This window comes from Thalassotalea profundi (assembly GCF_014653195.1).
Classification (GTDB): Bacteria; Pseudomonadota; Gammaproteobacteria; order Enterobacterales; family Alteromonadaceae; genus Thalassotalea_B; species Thalassotalea_B profundi.
The window spans coordinates 81,727-100,709 of record NZ_BNAH01000011.1; the positions used below are offsets into that span (position 1 = coordinate 81,727).

Here is an 18,983-nt window from a genome sequence, read left to right on the forward strand (position 1 = left end):
TACAACTTTTTAACAACAAACTTATTATTAGCAGAGAGGCTATCTCTCTGCTCTCAAGGATATTATGATGAAAAAATTATCAATATTAACTTCCGCATTAATTTTTGCCGGTTGTACAACAACGCCACCACAAAACAATATAAGTGATTTGACCGTGACTTATGACGAAAGTAAAAATCTATATCAATTAAACTGGCAAGCAACTCAAGCTAAACAAGATGTTGAAATATTAGTGGCTTCTGACGAACAAGGTTCTGATGCTAAAGTTATTGCCAGTGCAAATGATGATCAGTATCAATGGCAATCAACAGGTGCAAAAGGTCGTAAATACTTCACAGTAAAACCTGCTAATGGTCAAGCAGACAATGCTGCTAGTCGTTTATTACCTTTAGAAAAAGGCCGTAACTTTCGTGAATTAGGTGGATATGAAACGGTTGACGGTAAAACAGTTAAATGGGGTAAGTTATTCCGCTCAGGTGCATTAGCTAATTTAACAAATAATGACTATCAATATATTGATAACCTAGGCATAAAAACCGTTGTTGATTTTCGAGATAACAATGAAAGAGCTACAGAAGTTACTGATTGGAAAGCAAGTGACGTTGAAGTGATATCCAAAGACTATGGTCAAGTGCTAGACATGAAAAAATTTGCTAAAGCCCTAATGGATCCAAGTTTAAATGAAGAAAAAGCAACCATGTTATTTGCGCAAATGTATCCAAGCTTAACTGAAACGCAAAAAGAAAATTACACTGCAATGTTTAACCGTTTAGCCACAAAAGATGATGGCTTACTTTTTCATTGTACCGCAGGTAAAGATAGAACAGGGGTTGCTGGCGTATTAATTCTAACCGCTCTGGGTGTCGATAAAGAAGTTGCGATACAAGACTACTTACTATCCGAGCAATATTTAGATCCAAAAGAATTGTTCCATGTACCTGAAAATATGTCACCAGAGCAAGAAAAAATGTACGCTTTTTTTAGCAAGTTACCTGAAGAAATTGTACAAGTATTTGCGGGGACTCGCCGCCCAATGATCGAAGCAGCGATAAGTCATATGGAAACAAAATCAGGTTCTATATTAAATTACATACAGCAAGAGTTGAATGTTTCAGAACAAGACTTAGCTAATATCCGTAAGCATTACTTAAATTAGCCTTTAAAAAATATCCATTTTTTAGTCTCTCTATTTAAAACAGCGATAACTTAATAAGTCATCGCTGTTTTATTGTTTACAATCTATAACTTCAGTTTTTAAATACAAACAAACCATTAATATTATTTAGTGCGAAGTGAAATAACCTTCATAATAGCAAGCCACCTAGGCTTAAACGTTAATGTAAGCGTAATAAGCAAACTAACTATTGTGGCAATAGCACACCAATATACTAATCCTAATGTAAAACCCCATTCATATACGGCATATATGCCAGCAAGTAGTAGCAAAATATAGCCACTTATTCTGTAAAGCCACAAATTACGTGTCGACAGGCGTTTTTTTGGGGCCACTTGGTTATAGTGACGAGACAAAGAAAGGCTTAAGCAGAGAAAACCTAAAAATAAAATTAAAGTTTCTATCAGAATTAACATGTTAGTACGCCGACTCTTTTAATTTTTGTTGTATAACTATGTGTTCCTCATTTGCTTGCGCTTTGGCGTTTTTTCGTTGAACAATAATTGCGGCTAATGCAAAACATCCTGCAAAAAATAACATACTGAGATCAAACCCTAGCATTAACCAATCGTTTCGTTTAATGCTGCCAATAATACTATGTTCAGTAGTTACCATATTAACTAATGGTGTTAACAAATAAACACCGGCTGTAAACCAAAGTAGATTCAACCATGATTTTTTTACTGAGCGGCATAAACAAAAGCAAATACTCGCTAAAAGGGCAATAAAAAAACAATGTACTTCCCAATCAGCCCTGTGTTCTATATTAACGGGTAACAAGCGATTACCCCAAAAATATCCCGCTATAGCGATAGGCAAGCCAAGAATAATCCCAATATTAATGCGCTCAATAATTGAAATGACACTGAAGGGTCTAGCGGATGCACCATTTATTTGTCGTTTTTTTATCCATAAAATCATACCTGTAGCTACCATTGCCGCACCTAATAGCCCCGATATAAAGTACAACCAACGCAGATAAATATTGGCAAAAAGCCCTTCATGTAAATGTTCAAATAGATCGTAGATTCGAGCTGCACTTCCTGCTTTTTCTGTCGCTATTTCAATTTCCACTTTGTCGCCATTAACACGATACTCTACAGCCGATACTAAGTGGATGCCTTCGTATTTATCAAACCATATTTCATAATGTTCATTTTCACTACCCCGTTCAATAAAACCGATAAAACTGACGTTTTGATCTTTATAACGTACAGCCACGTCCGCAAGCACTGTTTCTATTGATAATGCTTCGGGAGCTAAATCAATAAATTGCACTTCCTTTATGTCTAACTGGGCCTCATCATAAAACTTTTTATGGTTTTCTCGACCTTCGCCGTAACGCACATCGATGATAGATGACATGGTAACCCCCATTAAAAGTAGCAAGCCACTGTAGGTGATCATTAAATGAAAAGGTAAAGGTAAAACGCTGAAAATATTATGAATATCTAGCCAGGAACGAATACCTTTTTTAGCACGAAAGGTAAAAAATTCAATAAATATTTTCTTGTGGATAACCACCCCTGTCACTAATCCTATGAGCATTAGCATGGTGGCTAAACTTGTTAATATATAACCAACAAGTTCAGGTACATAATGCAGGTTGTAGTGCATTCTGTATAAGGTTTCTCCGCCAGCGGTTTCTCTAACACTGTTGGTCACACCGCTTGAAACATCAAGGTATTTTTCTTGCCAGCCTCTTGGGGTGTTTGTCTCTTTATTCGCTAATTGTAGCCATTGAATTTGTACAAATGGCATTCGTGCCGTTGGTAGACTGATGTACCATTGTGAAGATTCAGGAGCTAATTGTTGAAGCTGAAGTTCTGCCGCTGAAAGTACTGAACTTTGGTTATCTAATTGTTCGACGACGGTAATTTCTGGTTTCATCCAGCGATCGATTTCGCTGTCAAAATATCCGACAGTACCTGTAACAAAAATAAAATATAATAGCCAGCCAAAAGAAAAACCAGCCCAGGTATGTAACCAATTCATTGATTGGCGAAAACGTGGTTTCATTAGTTAACTGCCGTATTAAGGTAAAACATTATTGCGTAAGCAACTAAACAACTACTACCAACCACTAGTCCGGCCTTGCCAGCTGTTTTAGTAGAAAATACATACATCACAACCGTAGTGTAAGCAATAAAGCCAATCATCATGCCTTTAACAATACCGTCTACTTTATTGTCTGCTGGTAGGTATGAAATAATAATGCCAATTAAATTAGCTAAAACAAAACCACCGATCAGTGCAATCAATACTCTGATGGTTATGCCGATAGGTTTAACGTTCTTTTTAAAAAATGTCATAGCGTTACTTACTTGTAGAGACTAAAAAGCACGACTCGATATCGTGCTTTTTAATTAACAAAGTGAATTAAAATTGATATGAGGCGGTTAACCTAATATCTCGGCCCGCTTCTTTAATGCCAACTACACTTTGATATCCGGCTATGTGGCCATAATCTGCAACACTACCATGGCTTCTATAAGATTCGTCTAAGAGGTTTTGAATCGCTATATCTAGAGTGAGATTTTCTATCGGAGAATACTTTACATAAGCGTCAACAACGGTATAACTGGGTTTATCAACCGTTTCTAATTGTGTTTGCCACCCTAACTCGATGGAGCGATGAAATACGTCAATATCATTCAAGCTAGCAACATAATTAACATTAAAGCCCATTTCCAACGCATCATTCATTTCATAATTTACGTTTACATTTAATGAATCACCTACTGCATTTCCTAAACCACCGTATTCATAAGCGGCTAAATCTACACCATTTAAAACAACGGTACTAAATCCTGAGGCACTACTTGCATCTGGCCAAACAAATGGCGCATTATTTAGTTCGACATCATTACTGTTATAGCTAACAACGACGTCAAAGTTATGCGCTTGGTATCCTGCAACTAATTCAAAACCTGTGGATTCTAAATCACCAATGTTTTCATAAAAAACGCCTTCTGCACCCTTAAACTTATCAAAAACAACGTCACTAATTTCACTATTATAAACCGATGCTTCAAAAATAAATGTGCCATCGTTATATTGTAAGCCAAGTTCTTTGTTAGCCACATTTTCAGGAGATAAATTCGGGTTATGGGTTAATTCACCCACAGTAAATGCATCAGCCACTTGTCTGCCACGTAAAGCTTCTGCATAACTAACCGATAACTTTAAATACTCGGTTAAGTTGTAAACAAGCCCTAAGTTAGTGCTAAAGTCATCCTGCTTTTTAGTAGAAAATGAATCACTTGTTGTTACTGGAGCGCCACTACTGTCAGTTTCTACAACCCATTTACCATTAACTTGTATCCAGTTTGCTGACTCGCCAGTGTGATCAAGTTCATAGGTATCATGGCGAACACCATAACTAAGCAATAGGTCATCAGTTAATTGCCAATGATCTTGAATATATAACCCGGTAACAGTACCTTCTTCATTGTAAATACCACCAAAATCTTCATAAGATTGTGAGTTAACTTTATCAACTTTACGTTCAATACCATAAGTGAATGAATGATCACCGACATCACTCGTATTTCGAATATCAAAGCCAGTTGTTTCAATGGCAGCATCCCAGGTATATAGCTCACGTTTAAATGATGAGTCCGTTTGATACAATGTTGTTTCTAAATTTATCAGTGAGCTTAGATACCAAGTGTGATTGAGGACTATAGTTTCTCTATCTCCCCATGACTGAAACAAGGGATCATCTTCTAAAGGTGCCCAGTTGGTTTGTTTGCCGAACTTACCTTCTTCTTTACGTCTTTCATAACTTACAGACACATTTTGATTATCAGTGAGTTCTGCATTCAATTTAACAAAGGCAAGGGTTTGATCAGCCGCTGTTCCTGGAATTTCCACACCGTCGCCATCTTCCATATTATCGCGACTCACATTCACATAAGACGCAAGAATGCCAATTTGTTCTGTTGCTTTACCATATAATGTAAGACTTTCTTTATGACCACTATTTGAGAAATAGCTCGCTTTTGCGATACCACCAAACTGCTCATCATTTGACAGTAAATCTGCTGCTGTTTTCGTTTTAAAACGAATAGCACCACCAACCGCACCTGTTCCTGCGGTAGCTTCACCGGCACCCCCCTGAACCTCAACACTTTGTAATAATTCAGGCTCTATTGATACACGCCCAATATGATGAAATAGCGTACTTGTTTGTGGTGCACCATCAACAGTTACATTTACCATTGAGTCTTCTAAACCACGAACATAAACCTTCTGTGCAACACCTAATGAGCCACCTACAGTAACAGAAGGTGTTTGACGGAAAATATCGGCTAAATCATTTGCTTGATATTTATTAAGCTGATCAGGTGTGATTTTTGTGTTGGTTGTGGCACCAACAACAACAATTTTTTCAACTTTCTTTACTTTTTCTGTATTTTCATCTGTATTAGCATAAGCGCTAGTATTTGCGCACGCCGCAATAACACTCGCGCTAATAAGTGCTGTTTTAAATAACGGCTTATTTCTTGATTTACGTGACATGATTATCTTCTCAATTAACTTCATTAATGAGAATTATTACCATTTAGACTGAGTATTTATACTACTTTTACAATTGTTACATTTACGTAATAGGAATCATTATCACTACCTTTAAGCCACCGTTATCATTATTTAATGCTTTTACATCAGCTCTAACACTATTTAAAAGGCGCTTAGCAAGTGCTAATCCCAACCCAAAGCTATCACTGCCATCTTCATTAGTATTATTAACTCGAAAAAAAGGCAGAAATATTTTCTCTAAATATTCTGGTGCGATACCAGGACCTTGATCAATCACCTCAATACAATAACTTCCAACTTGTTGAGATAAGGTAACGGTAACCTTTTTGCCTATAGGGGTATAACGTAAGGCATTTCTAATGATGTTTTCAAGGGCAGGGCAAAGGGCTTGATGACTACTATTGCTGATCACCGCATGATTAGGCGTTTCGAGTATTAATTCCCGATCAGAGAACTCAAATTTAGCATCGTCTATCACAACATCAAGCAAATCGACTAAATCCACCTTCTCCTGCTGGATAATTGGTTTTTCATTATCAAGCCACGCCAACGTTAGTGTGTCTTCTACTAGTTTTCGAATGTAGGTAGACTCCCTAGAAATACGCTCAAGGTGTTGATGACTTTTTTCAATTTCAAAATTATTGACTGCAATATCTAATCGAGTGAGTGGCGTACGCAATTCATGAGATAAATCTGAAATAAGTTGCCGTTGTTTTGCAATTAACTCGCCGATTCTTGCCGCCATTTGGTCAAAAGTAGAGGCTAAATGAGAGAGTTCATCATTTCGATTACCTAGCGAAGCTCTTACTCTTACGTCAAAATTTCCTTGGCTAAAAGCGGTTGTTGCTTGTTCAAGTTGTTGTAGAGGCGTAATAATATGTCTATATATCCAGGTAGCAAGTAGTACTAATAGCACGAGGGGAAATATAATTTGCAATAGTATTCGCGTGGTAAGCCAGTAAGTCCCTGGTCTCATCCGCTCAGGTAATTTTATGAGAAAGCTACCTTTAGCTTGTGAAAATGGTAGTTCCATTATGGGGTTGTGCTCAAAGTATAAATGTATCTTCCAGTCTACGCTGCGACCAAAGTGATAGGCTTCTTCAGCATCAACGTTAATCTCTTCACCCGCTATATTCTCAATAGTAAAGCTAACAACGGATACCCGTACATTTTCTTTTTGTTTTAACTCAGTTAACCATTGATTTAATGCTATTTTATCTCCCGACAAATAGAGTTCTTCTGCAGTTTTAGCCCACGATTTCAATTGCTGGCGATCAGACTCCGCAATAAAACTCATGCCTTCTTCTGTTTTTAACGTTAAAACACTTAACACATAAAAAAATACCACTAAGCCTGTCGCAATAATCAAGCATGACTTCCACAAAAATTGACGATTCACTTAAAGCAATACCCTTTACCATGCACAGTCTGTAAACGTTCACCGAGCCAATGTGCTTCATTAAGTTTCCTGCGTACTCGACTTAAATGCATGTCTAAACTTCGATCATACATACCTAACTTTTTATTCAACACCTTTTGGTATAAATCAGCTTTACTCACAATACAATTTTGATGAGAAAGTAACTCCCAAAGCAATTTAAATTGAATAGAGGTGAATTCAACGTCTATCTCATCAACGGTTATTTTCTGCTTAGTGGCATCTAGTGTTAGTCCGTCAATACTGATTATCGTTTGCTTTTTAAATTCAACTTGAGGTTGGCTTCTTCTAATTAAACCTTCAATTCTTAACAGTAATTCTTGGCTGTTGAAAGGTTTAGCCACATAATCATCGGCACCATGAATTAAACCTAAAATTCTTTCCTCTTCCGCACCTTTCGCTGAGATCATGATCACAGGTTGCTGGCTTGTTTCTCTGAGAGTTTTTAATAACGATACACCATCTAATTTAGGTAGCATTTTATCTAATAACACTAATTGATGTTGATGTGACTGTGCCAATTTTAACCCTGTAACACCGTCAAAACATTTTTCAACGATATACCCTGTTTTAGTGAGCAAATCGGCTAAATATGTATTTAGTGTTTTGTCGTCTTCAATTAAAAGAATTTTTTTAGTTAGCACATTCTCTATCCTGTGAATAATACATACTTACAACATGACTATGGTTATTTAAACAAACCAAATAAAATGTTAATTACGTTTCTTAGGGGTAAATATACCGATAACTCGCCCTAACAATTGAGATTTATCGACAGGACCTAACTCTTCAACTGATAAACTGTTGAAGCTTTCCCCCTTACTCCAGATAAAACCGTTTCTATCAACAATGGCAACGGTTTTCACAATAACCCCATAATTTGGATGATTAATGACTAAGCGTTGCTCAGGCTTAATAGGAAATATTAATAACCATTTAACTACCAATATAAAGCAATCATCTGGAATTATTGGTTCCATACTGTCACCTTTTACCTTTAAGAACTTTATGCCAAACATAGTCGTGGTTTTGTTACTTTATGTTGATAATAGCTGGCTTATGCCACTATTAGATAACACTTCATTTTGTAATGAATGAGGGTAATTGACTTGCTGTTTTAAATTTAACATTCGAATACCACAATGAGCGATAGCAAGATCAAACGGATACTTTTTATCAATTTTTTCTAATATTTCGAATATCATTTTCAACTCCTTGTTTACTGTCAACACCACTTAAAATTAATGAATAGTATTTTTTTGTAGTTCTAATAATTGCTTAAGTGATTTAAATTTCTCAATACAATTATTGCAAATAGGGTGTTTATTATTAAAAGATAATATTGGTGGCAGCGTGAATGATAGTGCTTTAAAAGCAATTAACTTTACATCTTCATCGTCTATAATTGATTGCGTTATAGATAACAAATATTCATGCGGCACCATTAAAAACTTCAATGCTAACGTTAGATTACCCTTATATTCATATAACTTAGATAAGTTATGACACGAACAAACCCACGCCATTAACGTATCAGCACACATTGGATTTTTTCTGTAAGAAAAAGCCAATAAATCATAAGCTTCGCTATAAAAATATTCAGCTTTCTTCCATTCCTTCTCATGAAAGGACTCATTACCAAGCTTTAATAATGATTGCCATTGCTGATTTTCCATTGAACATCCCTCTACACCAAACAATCAAATAATAATCATTATCATTTGTGTTTACAAGTTATTATTAGATGTAAATAAAATAGAAGTGTTAGCCCAATAATTTTTCAGTAGAGGTAGGTAATTGCCATGTTTAGATAGTTGAGCATAAAAAAACCAGCTACTGGAGAATAGCTGGTTTTCTTATCGTATATAGCATTATTAAACTATTTACTTTTATAACTGAAACACGTCCCAAGTCATAACAGTTAAACGCTATACTTGTATCAACTAGTCTTAGTAGTAGTGCGCCCACCTCAACCAAGAAGACGATACAAATGATAATCATTATCATTTGTATCGTCAAGCTTTTATTTAGCTTTCTTAATAAATAATATTAAGAGTCAAAATGTAGGCTCATCTTAAAAGCATTGTTCAATTTACTGTTTGAACACCAATTTAGCTGTAACAGGCACGGCTGATGCGATAGAAGGTAAGCCTGCTATTTTACGTAAAGCTTCTATACCTTCTAATAGTTTAAAGTCTGCCGCATTAACAATAATAGGCGCTACCGTGGATGCTATTAATGTTGCCTCATCAGTTTTAGTTATTTCAATATCACTTGAGTAGGTGTGTGCTTCACCATGTAGTGATATCATTAAATCCACTTTTTTAAGTGTAGTTTTACCAACGGGCAAAGCGTCAATTTCTTCTACATTTATCATTGTAGAAATAGTTGCAGAAGGAAATTTATCGGTATTAAATAGCATTGATTGCATACGTTCATTACGAATAGGAATCAAAGTTTCAACACTATTTAATGCAATTGTAACCGTTACACTGTTATTTGGACTTAATTCCCCTGTTAACTTTTTAAAATGATGAACTTCACCAATAGCGTCTTTTTTAATTGAAATAAAATACAAGCTAGATTTATCATTATCAAGGACCCACTGAGCATTTACCATGGTTGAAAATAAACAGGCAAATACAACAGTCCCTAATTTGTAATATATGTTTCCAATGAATGAACGACTCATTTTAATACCTTTTGATTGAGTTAAAGTGACTTTCTTGCTCAATAGAATAACGATAAAAGAATAAATATTATAGTTATTCTAAGATTAATGTAGGGGGAGTAATAAAGTATCATACTTTGTATATATTAGCGTAGCTCATAGCACTCCAGGGTACGATGAGTTTTCCTACAAATTTGCTCTTCCGTAACTACATACAAAGGTATACCAAGTCTAGCCAACGAAGTCCGCTCTAATTGAAGCTTTTCAATTGTTCGCCAGCCCTCTAAGCCTTCTACATATTTCACGTAAACCCCAAGCTTTTCATTCTCTGGTCCAGCAAGAGTAATGACAAAATCTGTAGTTAAAGGCTTCTTCTCTGCGTCCTTCTGCGGTGGGTGGTTAATGCCCAGATCAAAGGCTAGCTTTAATGTCGTTGATAAGTCATGCGAGTATTGAGATTGGATATCCACAACTCTAGGATCCAAGTCAAAAATGATAAACGTCATGTATTCAAGTAAAGACAGCGTATATTCAATACGCCCAGTTGTGCGACTTTTCACTCGTCGCATTTGGCCTTTAGAAGAAACTGAGTGAACAGTGGCGCCAGACTGGTAATCTTTGTCTGGTACATAAGCTTCTTCTACAATTTCATTTAACTGAAGACTCATTTGAGCCTCACCACTCATATTTGTGGTACTTAACATCGTCAATATCCTTATCAACATAAGACTCTTTGAAGCATCATCCTGATGCCCTTAGCTACACGTTAATTTTAACAGATCTTGACCACATTGATTTTAACTAATTGTTTTTTATTAATTTAATCGAATATAACCAAGCTAAAAGCAAACTTTTTAAGTTGTTTTTTGTTGTTTATGAAGGAGATGGAGGAAATGAAAAAAATTAAAATTTTTTCTTCGTGGCTGAAGGTTTATATAGTTTTTAAGCTGGTTGAGTTCGTCTTATCCAGACTAATTGCTAGTGGGATGTAATGCGTTAGTCAAAATGTGTGTCATCAAACTTACGCTGAATACGCAACCAGAAGTCGTGAGGTATGCCAGTAGTATCTCCAAGTTTTTTGGCGAAGTCTAAGTTAACAGTCACCTTTCCTTGAAGAAATTCGTTAAAAAAGGTTTCTGTAATACCTAATCGATTGATTATATCTTCTCTACTAACACCATTAGCATTACTCTTGAGTAAAAATAAATGGGCGAAAAACACCGATGGGTGGAGCGAGCCCTTGTGATGAGGAACACTGACGAAACCTTCCTGAGTAAGATCATCAAGAGATATTTCGCCCTCAACTAAAGCATCGATATTGAGTCGTCTATTATGCCGCATGCTAATCCACCTATAACTACAATCTAGCCTTAAGACTGTTCTTTATTTTAGTTCAAGCTTTTACAAAAGTGACAATTAAAGACGGCTAGCCATATGTTTAAATCAGATATATGTTTAAAGCCAAATTGTTTCAAAAGAAGTTTTGATGGAAAACAACTTTAGCTTTATCTAAAAAAACCAAAGATGTGAGCGACAAAAATGTATGTCGCTAATATTTAACTAAAAAAGTTATCCACATTGCAGCTGTGGTTGCTTTTGAGTGGCTTGAGTGTTTTCTTTTGAAGCAGATTTATACTTGGTTAGCTGAATATTTTTCTTCCATGTAGGCCAACTATCAACGACTTGTTTTGCTCTTGTAATGTTTTTCTCTGTACTAGTCATTTTTATTTTCCTTCGCTGATTCTTTAATTTCATCGAGCTGCTCTATTAACATAACCTCTGCATCTAAATAAGACAAGGGAGTCATAGGAACTCGTAGCTCTGAGTCTCTCCGGTTCCATTCTTTTAACAGACCATTTTCCTTACGTTTCAACTTCCTGCCACTGCTTAAATTCATTGAAAATAAATCAACAAACCTTCTTGGCCCTATGCCAACAAATGGTTCAAACATCACTTTTTCTGACTCACCTGGGCTGCCTTCAGCATTGATAGAGTCATTGTGAAGTATAGTCGCAAAGCTCTTTGGATAAGGTTCTATGTATAAAACTCTTTTCACGCCGGAAGCTACAATGTGTTTAGCACAATTATGACAAGGGTAAGTTGTTGTATATAAATTAGCATCTCTAGTCGAAATTCCATTTCTTGCTGAGGATAAAAGTGCTTCCATCTCAGCATGAACAGCTCGTCCATACTCGGTAATATCTAATAACCCCGTGTCTTTAAGCTTCTTTTTGCCTTCTTTTAATAACTCCTCGTCAGTTGTTTCTTCAGGGTTACTAAACTTTTTCATGATGTTTAATATGATTTTATTTTTTTGCTCTTCGTTTGAGTCTTTACCTAATTCATAATCTCTATTATCTTCACCATCAACAGGCCAATATAAGCCACCTCCTGATTTGGGCACATCATTAGCACCTGTAGCTAAAATATCTGACTCTTGATTAGTTAAAACAGCTCCCACTTGTCTAGATAAATCGGCAGAACGAAGAGATGCAGCATATGCCATAAACATCGCATATTCATCAGCTGTCGGAGGGACTACGGGTTTGGAATATAATAAGTCGAGCGTTCTGCCTATTTGTGTTGATAAAGAGTCTGCGTCATCTGATGTCACAAATGCGTCAGCCGTTTGGAATACATCTCTTGTACTTTGTCCAAATGAATCAGATTCTTTATCGTCCCTCTCAATTAACCTTTCCAGCTCCTCTTCAGGAACTCCTTTCTCATCTTTTAAATAGCGCTTCCTGCTTTCTATACTGGAAGATATACCCAAAAGGATAAAACCTGGGCCGTAGACCTGCCTCAAAGTTTCAACTTCATCTGGATGCTTGAGTGATCTAATAATGTGAACGTGCCTAGGTAAAGGCTCAGGTGTTTCACCTGAACGCTTTTTATTAATTTCATTTATCGCTAACAGAGCAAGTAAATCTCCTCGCTTACTCGATTGTCTTAGGGCATTACCTGTATTCATGGCAGTGTCTAAACGACTTTGCTCAGTGTGTGGGCCTGTTGCTGTACCTTGAAACTCCTTTGCAACTTGAGAAAGGTGAATATAGTTAACTTCGTATCTGAATTGATTGAAATATGAAGCGAAGCGGTTATGTACATCATCTAAGTTAACACCAACAGGTGCAACTAACCCGATAACTATTTCACAATCGTTTGAAAAGTTCTCAATTTGCATCTTATATCCTTATTATTGTAATGCGGCCAATACTTGGCGGAAGCTATCTAGCCCTGCTTCCATGTTTTCAATTATTTCACCAGCTAATTCTTCCGGCTCAGGCAGGTTTTCTAAGTCGGTTAACGATTTATCTTTTAACCAGAAGATGTCTAGGCTAGTTTTATCACGCGATAAAATTTCTTCGTGAGTGTATTTGCGCCAACGACCTTCAGGGTTTGTTTCTTCGTTCCATGTTTCTGTTCGGTCATGTCTGTTCTCAGGGTTATAACAATCAACAAACTCTTGAAGGTCAACCATTGTCATTGGCTTTTTCTTCAAGGTGTGATGAACATTGGTGCGATAATCGAAGAACCAGATGTCTTTTGTCCATGCGCCTTTTTGTGCAGGTTTGTTGTCGAAGAATAATACATTCGCCTTTACACCATTTGCGTAGAAGATACCTGTTGGTAAACGTAAAATGGTATGAAGTTCAGTGCTCTCCATTAGCTTCTTACGGACGGTTTCACCTGCTCCTCCTTCAAACAGTACATTATCCGGCAATACAACAGCGGCACGGCCTGTTGTTTTTAACATGCTGCGAATATGCTGAACGAAGTTTACCTGTTTGTTTGAGGTAGTCGCCCAGAAATCTTGTCGATTGTAGGTTAGGCTGTCTTTTTCTTGTTCACCTTCTTCATTGGTAAACGTCATGCTACTTTTCTTGCCAAATGGTGGGTTAGCAAGAACCATATCTACGGTTCGAGACGGTTGAGATATTAATGAGTCATCTCCACTGACGAGACTTTCACCGTCAATTTCACCGATGTTATGTAAAAACATGTTCATTAAACATAGGCGGCGAGTATTGGCGACAATTTCGTTGCCAAAGAAGGTTTCATTTTTAAGAAACGCTTTTTGCTGTTTATCTAGTTTGTAGTTTTTCGGATCAGTAATAAAATCATATGCATGTAAAAAGAATCCCCCTGTACCACAGGCAGGATCAGCAATAGTTTGATTTGGTGCTGGTCTCATACATAAAACTATCGTTTTGATGAGATCGCGAGGTGTAAAGTATTGGCCTGCACCAGATTTAGTATCTTCGGCGTTCTTTTCTAATAAGCCTTCATAGATGGTGCCTTTAGTGTCGGATCCCATCATCACCCAATTTACATCATCAACCATTTCAACTAAGCGCTTTAGTTTTGACGGGTCTTGGATGTAGTTTTGAGCCTTAGTAAATATTTGCCCTAACATGCCAGGTTTTTTAGCTAGCTCTCTCAGTGTGGTTACATAATGCACTTCAAGATCTGAGCCTGTTTCATTTTTGAGACTCTGCCAATTAAACTCTTCAGGTATACCGACATCACGGTTATAAGGTGGTTTACTGTACTCATCTGCCATTTTAAGGAAGATAAGGTAAGTTAGTTGGGTAAGGTAGTCACCATAACCGACACCATCATCACGTAAGGTAGTACAAAAACTCCAAACTTTAGATACTATACTTTGTGCGTTCATTATTTTTCACTTAATTCTTTTTTGGGATAGTCGCTTATTCATGAATACTCATATTTAGCGTGACCTATCGTAATATTATGCTTTTGCTTTTTTAGCAATAGCTTTTGCTTTTTCGGGCAGCCTCTTTTTCGGCTTTTAGTTTTTCAGCTAGTTCTAGTTTTTCAATCGCAATTTTCTTTAACAGCTCACTCGCGGGTTCATCACCAGAATCTTGAGGTACTATTTGACCTGAGAAAGCTTTCTTTAAAATTGATTGTCGTAAAATGTCAGACTTTTTGAGGTTAATTTCAATATTGGATAATTCATGCTCAACTACGGTTAACTTTTGTTCGAGAATATCTGCAATTTGATTTTGCTCGTTGATACAACAAATGGGAACGGGCGTCATCCCAACATCAGTCTGATTTATACTTGCTTGATTAACAGCATGTTTTGCATTGTCGCAAATACGGTTTTTACCTGAAAAACTGGAAAGGTAAGACGTTAAAAAACTTCCTTTTAGAAAGTCATTTAGTACCTTAAACTTCATTATGTTGCTTTCAAAAACTATTGGTTCATCAAGCTTTGGTATCTCACAGCACTTACCTAAATACTCAATACTATTAACTCTATTAACTAGTATATCGCTAGGCTCAAGAGCATAAGTTTTCAGCTCTTCCTTAGTAAGTGTTAGCCTTTTAAAGCCATCTTTCTTTACCAAACTTCCATCATAGAAATCATCAATTCGTACTATATAGTTACCCTGACCATAGTCACTACTTGGCTTGTAAATTCCGTTTTGAGCTGAACCGTTAATTAAATTACCTAATCTAATCCACTGCCAGTTCTTTGGTAATACAGGAAGAGCACCGATTTCTTTCTCTTCAAGAGCCGGAAATATCTTAGGCTTTTTAGGTTTTGTTGGTTTTTTACCTTCTTTACCATCAGCTTTCCATTTTTCTACTTCCTGTTTCCAGTCGTCAAACTGCTCTTGATAACGAGCTTCGCGCTCTTGTTGAATGTGCTGGAGAAGCTGTTCCGGCGATTCAAGCTTGTCAGCATTATCCTTCCGCCATTCTTCGGTTAATTTGCCTTCAAAAGCATGTTTTAACAACGCTTGGCGATAAACAGCAAGTTGTGCCTTAGCGGTTTTTAGACTTTCAATTCCTTTATCTAATTCAGAGAATAGCTCTTCTATTTTTTCAACAATACGGATTTGTTCATTTTCTGGTGGAATGCCAATAAGCTCTTTAGCAACCCACTGGTAATGTCGTGCATACCCTTTATCTTTGATTGATATCGCTAGATATTGGGTGAAATAAAATAAAAGCTTCGGTGTAATTGCTCCACTAGGCTGAAGAACTTTTACGCCATCAGCTCCGGCCACAAAGGGATTATTGATTGATTTAACAGCCCTAGTGTGATCTCCAAAAACCAAGATAGGGAAGTTTGCATCTATGACTTTTTCTTCATCGTTACAATACCCACTACAATCTTCTTTACCTTGATCTATAACTGGATATTTCCCTGATACTTCATACTGTTTCTGATTAACTTTTTTCCCATTTGTAGAAATAGTTGTAACTATATTTGCATAGTCATCTATCTCCCAACCAACAGGTAAGTTATTTTTATTTAAGTCACTCACTAAGCTACTAACTCACTATTTAATTCATCTATAATTTTATTCATATCATCACCAAAGAGTTGATACATCTTGCCTAAACCACCTTGTGCATCAAATGGTGACATTTCCAGATCATCTAATTCAAAATGGAATGAATTAACAAAGTGTTCACGGATCATATGTAGCCACGCCATTTGTTCTTTAGTGAACTTTTGGTTGCTACCTGAGTGGTGCTTCATGATCCACGTTTGGAAATTCTTGCTGACGGTGGTATTAAAGGTCGAGAGTTTATCATCAATGCCTACTATACGGCGAATTAATGCGACTAAAGCGGTTAACTCATTAATTGGCTTATTACCCTGTTCTTTTTTATTGTCAGGGTCTTCGAGTAATTCATACGCTTGCCATACATTTAGTGGGGCTAGTTTAGGTTTATCTGATTTGAGTTTTTCGAGCACTTCTTTGACCATATCAAAGGTGATTTCACGACGACGATGTGGTTGGTCGTAGAATATTTCCAACGCGGTAATCTCATCTTTGTTTTGCTCTAGATATTCAACGAACTCTTTGCAAATATCTGATGCTTGCTCAGTGGTCGCCTTTTCCCAATCGGCTATTTGTACTTCATCAATGTTGTCATGATCTATCTTTTGGTCTTTATCTCGGCGGATGGTATCGATAAGCTCAATTAACTCGCCGTTAAAGACATTGGCAGCTTTACTTACCATCTCAGCCTGAGCTTTATTTCGATTATCTTCGCCTGGGTCTGTGCCTTTTGGCTGTTTTGCCAGTATTAACGCTTGCTCTTCTACTTTGTCGCCATCAATGGCCGAGAATAAATCAACTACCATTTGAGTAATTGAAACACCACCTGATACCTTTTCAATTCGCTTCTTATCGTTGGCATCTAGCTGCTTGTTCAATCGTGCTAACCTGCCAGCAAGTGAACTTACCGAGTCAGTATCACTAGCCCCCATCATAATGCCCATAGCCAAATCTTTGAGTGGTACAGATGGTTTAGTGATTAAAGGCTGACTCGCTGTTTTAAGTGATTTAGTAACGCCAATTGCATCAACAATAACATAGTGCGTTTTTGCAGACTTTGCATCTGGCGTTACCTTGATTAATTCATCATGGTCAAAAGTGCGTGTTCCGCGACCTTTCATTTGCTCGAAATAGTTTCGGCTTTTAACATCACGCATGAACACAAGGCACTCAAGTGGTTTTATATCTGTACCTGTTGCTATCATATCCACGGTCACTGCAATGCGAGGTTCGTATAAATTTCTAAAGCTAGAGAGTACCGATTTAGGATCTTCACCTTGCTCGATAATATTACCGTCTTTATCTGTTTTATCTTTCTTTACACGGTAGGTGATTTTTTTACAAAAAGAATTACCTTCGTCAAACTCTTCTCGAACCGTTTGAATAATATCGTCGGCATGGCTGTCGGTTTTTGCAAAAATTAATGTTTTAGGCACATGCTCCCTGTCAGGGAAAATGACAGGTAAACTCTCTTTGAAGGTTTTTATGACTGTACGAATTTGGCTAGGGTTTACGATATCTTTATCTAGCTGCTTTGCACTGTAATTTTCGTCTTCGTCTTGTTGTTCCCAGCGCTTTTTACGTGTTACACGTTCACGGTGCTCTACTTGCTGTTTAGCCTTTAACGTTTCACCTTCTTTAGTAATTCTGGTTTGAATAGTAAAGATTTCATTACCTACGTTTACACCATCAGCAACGGCTTTCTCGTGACTGTAGTCACTGACAACGTTTTGCTTAAAGAAACCATAAGTGCGGTTATCTGGTGTTGCTGTTAGACCAATTAGGAAAGCATCAAAGTAATCTAATACTTGTTGCCATAAGTTATAGATTGAGCGGTGACATTCATCGATAAAAATGAAGTCAAAATGCTCGATTGGTACTTTAGGGTTGTAAACAACAGGAACAGGCTCTTTAGGTTTGGTAAGTTGCTCTGCTGGGTTTTGTTCTTCTAATGTTTCGTCTAACTCTTCATCTTTTAAAATGGAGTACATTCGCTGGATGGTACTAATACACACCTCAGCATCTTTAGGCACAAACTTTGATTTTAAGCGCTGAACAACATGTAGTTCGGTGAACTTACGGCTATCGTCGCTCGGCGTAAAGTTGAGCATTTCTTGCTCGGCTTGCTCACCCAAGTTTTTAGTATCTACTAAAAAGAGAATACGCTTACCTTTGGCATGTTTAAGAATGCGATACATGGATGTAATGGCGGTATAAGTTTTACCAGCGCCTGTTGCCATTTGAATCAGCGCTCTTGGCCTTGCTTTTTGAAGCGAGTCTTCAAGGTTTGTTATCGCTATTTCTTGGCAATCACGCAGCCCTAAATCCTTTGCAGGTAGCTTTGCTGGGTTTAACGGTGGAATATCTTGCAGCCGAGCACGAAGAGAGTTTCCTTGATCAACCCAAGCCTTTAACGTTTCAGGTCGATGAAAGCTAAAAACTTCACGGGAGCGAGGCTTGGGATCTCTACCATCTGTAAAGCGTGTAATAACACCAGTGCTTTCATATAAAAAAGGGAGTGGCTTGCTATTGTTTACCCATTTAAGCTTTGCTTTGGCGTAACCTTTGGTTTGATCTTCTACGGCAGTGATTTTCTCACCTGCTTCTTCTCGTTTAGCTTCTATGACACCAACAGCTTTTTTATTAACGAAAAGAACATAATCGGCGGGGCCTACATCTGTTTGGTATTCACGAATAGCTTGCCCAATACCGTCGTTAAGATTGATTTTGTTTTTACCTTGCACAGTCCAACCAGCAAGTTTGAGCATCTCATCAATTTTATCGCGGGCTATTTGTTCTGCGTTTTGATTTACCAACTTTACTCTC

At 37.1% G+C, this 18,983-nt stretch carries 18 protein-coding genes; 1 reads left to right on the forward strand and 17 read right to left on the reverse strand.

Annotated elements, in window-relative coordinates:
- Positions 1 to 67 precede the first annotated feature (67 nt).
- Positions 68 to 1,156: a tyrosine-protein phosphatase gene (locus tag IE155_RS13525; protein WP_189378779.1), complete on the forward strand. Its 1,089-nt coding sequence runs from the start codon at positions 68 to 70 to the stop codon at positions 1,154 to 1,156.
- Between the two features lie 122 nt (positions 1,157 to 1,278).
- Here IE155_RS13525 and IE155_RS18170 read toward each other — a convergent pair whose 3' ends face one another.
- From IE155_RS18170 to IE155_RS13610, 17 genes are all read right to left on the reverse strand, one after another.
- Positions 1,279 to 1,590, reverse strand: coding sequence for a DUF3325 domain-containing protein (locus tag IE155_RS18170; protein WP_189378780.1), 312 nt, complete (start codon positions 1,588 to 1,590; stop codon positions 1,279 to 1,281).
- A gap of 1 nt (position 1,591) precedes the next feature.
- The gene (locus IE155_RS13535) at positions 1,592 to 3,193 is read right to left on the reverse strand and encodes a PepSY-associated TM helix domain-containing protein (protein ID WP_229817316.1); all 1,602 of its coding nucleotides are present in this window, start codon (positions 3,191 to 3,193) and stop codon (positions 1,592 to 1,594) included.
- Complete coding sequence (locus IE155_RS13540; RefSeq protein ID WP_189378781.1) at positions 3,193 to 3,486, reverse strand: hypothetical protein; 294 nt, start codon at positions 3,484 to 3,486, stop codon at positions 3,193 to 3,195. Before IE155_RS13540 ends, IE155_RS13535 begins: the two co-directional genes overlap by 1 nt.
- A gap of 67 nt (positions 3,487 to 3,553) precedes the next feature.
- Entirely contained in the window at positions 3,554 to 5,698 is a 2,145-nt protein-coding gene (locus tag IE155_RS13545; protein WP_189378782.1) for a TonB-dependent receptor domain-containing protein, read from the reverse strand.
- 82 nt (positions 5,699 to 5,780) lie between these two features.
- Positions 5,781 to 7,118 (reverse strand): sensor histidine kinase, encoded by a 1,338-nt coding sequence (locus tag IE155_RS13550; RefSeq protein WP_189378783.1) that lies wholly within the window; start codon positions 7,116 to 7,118, stop codon positions 5,781 to 5,783.
- Positions 7,115 to 7,801: a response regulator transcription factor gene (locus IE155_RS13555; protein ID WP_189378784.1), complete on the reverse strand. Its 687-nt coding sequence runs from the start codon at positions 7,799 to 7,801 to the stop codon at positions 7,115 to 7,117. The genes IE155_RS13550 and IE155_RS13555 overlap by 4 nt, the downstream gene beginning before the upstream one ends.
- Before the next feature lie 69 nt (positions 7,802 to 7,870).
- Positions 7,871 to 8,176, reverse strand: a complete 306-nt coding sequence (locus tag IE155_RS13560) for a S24 family peptidase (RefSeq protein WP_189378785.1) — start codon at positions 8,174 to 8,176, stop codon at positions 7,871 to 7,873.
- An 18-nt stretch (positions 8,177 to 8,194) separates the two neighbouring features.
- Positions 8,195 to 8,362, reverse strand: a complete 168-nt coding sequence (locus IE155_RS13565) for a hypothetical protein (RefSeq protein ID WP_189378786.1) — start codon at positions 8,360 to 8,362, stop codon at positions 8,195 to 8,197.
- A 36-nt stretch (positions 8,363 to 8,398) separates the two neighbouring features.
- Positions 8,399 to 8,833 (reverse strand): DUF2753 family protein, encoded by a 435-nt coding sequence (locus IE155_RS13570; RefSeq protein ID WP_189378787.1) that lies wholly within the window; start codon positions 8,831 to 8,833, stop codon positions 8,399 to 8,401.
- A gap of 416 nt (positions 8,834 to 9,249) precedes the next feature.
- On the reverse strand, positions 9,250 to 9,849 hold the full coding sequence (locus tag IE155_RS13575; RefSeq protein ID WP_189378788.1) for a YceI family protein: 600 nt from the start codon (positions 9,847 to 9,849) through the stop codon (positions 9,250 to 9,252).
- 125 nt (positions 9,850 to 9,974) lie between these two features.
- Positions 9,975 to 10,532: a TnsA endonuclease N-terminal domain-containing protein gene (locus IE155_RS13580; protein WP_189378789.1), complete on the reverse strand. Its 558-nt coding sequence runs from the start codon at positions 10,530 to 10,532 to the stop codon at positions 9,975 to 9,977.
- 292 nt (positions 10,533 to 10,824) lie between these two features.
- On the reverse strand, positions 10,825 to 11,169 hold the full coding sequence (locus IE155_RS13585; RefSeq protein ID WP_189378790.1) for a helix-turn-helix transcriptional regulator: 345 nt from the start codon (positions 11,167 to 11,169) through the stop codon (positions 10,825 to 10,827).
- A gap of 228 nt (positions 11,170 to 11,397) precedes the next feature.
- A complete protein-coding gene (locus IE155_RS13590; RefSeq protein ID WP_189378791.1) occupies positions 11,398 to 11,550 on the reverse strand; it encodes a hypothetical protein in 153 nt (50 codons plus the stop codon).
- The gene (locus IE155_RS13595; RefSeq protein WP_189378792.1) at positions 11,543 to 13,012 is read right to left on the reverse strand and encodes an anti-phage dCTP deaminase; all 1,470 of its coding nucleotides are present in this window, start codon (positions 13,010 to 13,012) and stop codon (positions 11,543 to 11,545) included. Before IE155_RS13595 ends, IE155_RS13590 begins: the two co-directional genes overlap by 8 nt.
- A gap of 12 nt (positions 13,013 to 13,024) precedes the next feature.
- A complete protein-coding gene (locus tag IE155_RS13600; RefSeq protein ID WP_189378793.1) occupies positions 13,025 to 14,506 on the reverse strand; it encodes a type I restriction-modification system subunit M in 1,482 nt (493 codons plus the stop codon).
- A gap of 91 nt (positions 14,507 to 14,597) precedes the next feature.
- Positions 14,598 to 16,133: a restriction endonuclease subunit S gene (locus tag IE155_RS13605; protein ID WP_189378794.1), complete on the reverse strand. Its 1,536-nt coding sequence runs from the start codon at positions 16,131 to 16,133 to the stop codon at positions 14,598 to 14,600.
- Complete coding sequence (locus tag IE155_RS13610; protein ID WP_229817320.1) at positions 16,133 to 18,973, reverse strand: type I restriction endonuclease subunit R; 2,841 nt, start codon at positions 18,971 to 18,973, stop codon at positions 16,133 to 16,135. Before IE155_RS13610 ends, IE155_RS13605 begins: the two co-directional genes overlap by 1 nt.
- Between the last annotated feature and the right edge of the window lie 10 nt (positions 18,974 to 18,983).

Coding starts and splice junctions, on each gene's coding strand:
- IE155_RS13575 (WP_189378788.1), bottom strand. CDS start 9,849: ATGAGTCGTTCATTCATTGGAAACATATATTACAAATTAGGGACTGTT.
- IE155_RS13580 (WP_189378789.1), bottom strand. CDS start 10,532: ATGTTAAGTACCACAAATATGAGTGGTGAGGCTCAAATGAGTCTTCAG.
- IE155_RS13525 (WP_189378779.1), top strand. CDS start 68: ATGAAAAAATTATCAATATTAACTTCCGCATTAATTTTTGCCGGTTGT.
- IE155_RS13545 (WP_189378782.1), bottom strand. CDS start 5,698: ATGTCACGTAAATCAAGAAATAAGCCGTTATTTAAAACAGCACTTATT.
- IE155_RS13560 (WP_189378785.1), bottom strand. CDS start 8,176: ATGTTTGGCATAAAGTTCTTAAAGGTAAAAGGTGACAGTATGGAACCA.
- IE155_RS13595 (WP_189378792.1), bottom strand. CDS start 13,012: ATGCAAATTGAGAACTTTTCAAACGATTGTGAAATAGTTATCGGGTTA.
- IE155_RS18170 (WP_189378780.1), bottom strand. CDS start 1,590: ATGTTAATTCTGATAGAAACTTTAATTTTATTTTTAGGTTTTCTCTGC.
- IE155_RS13585 (WP_189378790.1), bottom strand. CDS start 11,169: ATGCGGCATAATAGACGACTCAATATCGATGCTTTAGTTGAGGGCGAA.
- IE155_RS13535 (WP_229817316.1), bottom strand. CDS start 3,193: ATGAAACCACGTTTTCGCCAATCAATGAATTGGTTACATACCTGGGCT.
- IE155_RS13600 (WP_189378793.1), bottom strand. CDS start 14,506: ATGAACGCACAAAGTATAGTATCTAAAGTTTGGAGTTTTTGTACTACC.
- IE155_RS13570 (WP_189378787.1), bottom strand. CDS start 8,833: ATGGAAAATCAGCAATGGCAATCATTATTAAAGCTTGGTAATGAGTCC.
- IE155_RS13540 (WP_189378781.1), bottom strand. CDS start 3,486: ATGACATTTTTTAAAAAGAACGTTAAACCTATCGGCATAACCATCAGA.
- IE155_RS13565 (WP_189378786.1), bottom strand. CDS start 8,362: ATGATATTCGAAATATTAGAAAAAATTGATAAAAAGTATCCGTTTGAT.
- IE155_RS13590 (WP_189378791.1), bottom strand. CDS start 11,550: ATGACTAGTACAGAGAAAAACATTACAAGAGCAAAACAAGTCGTTGAT.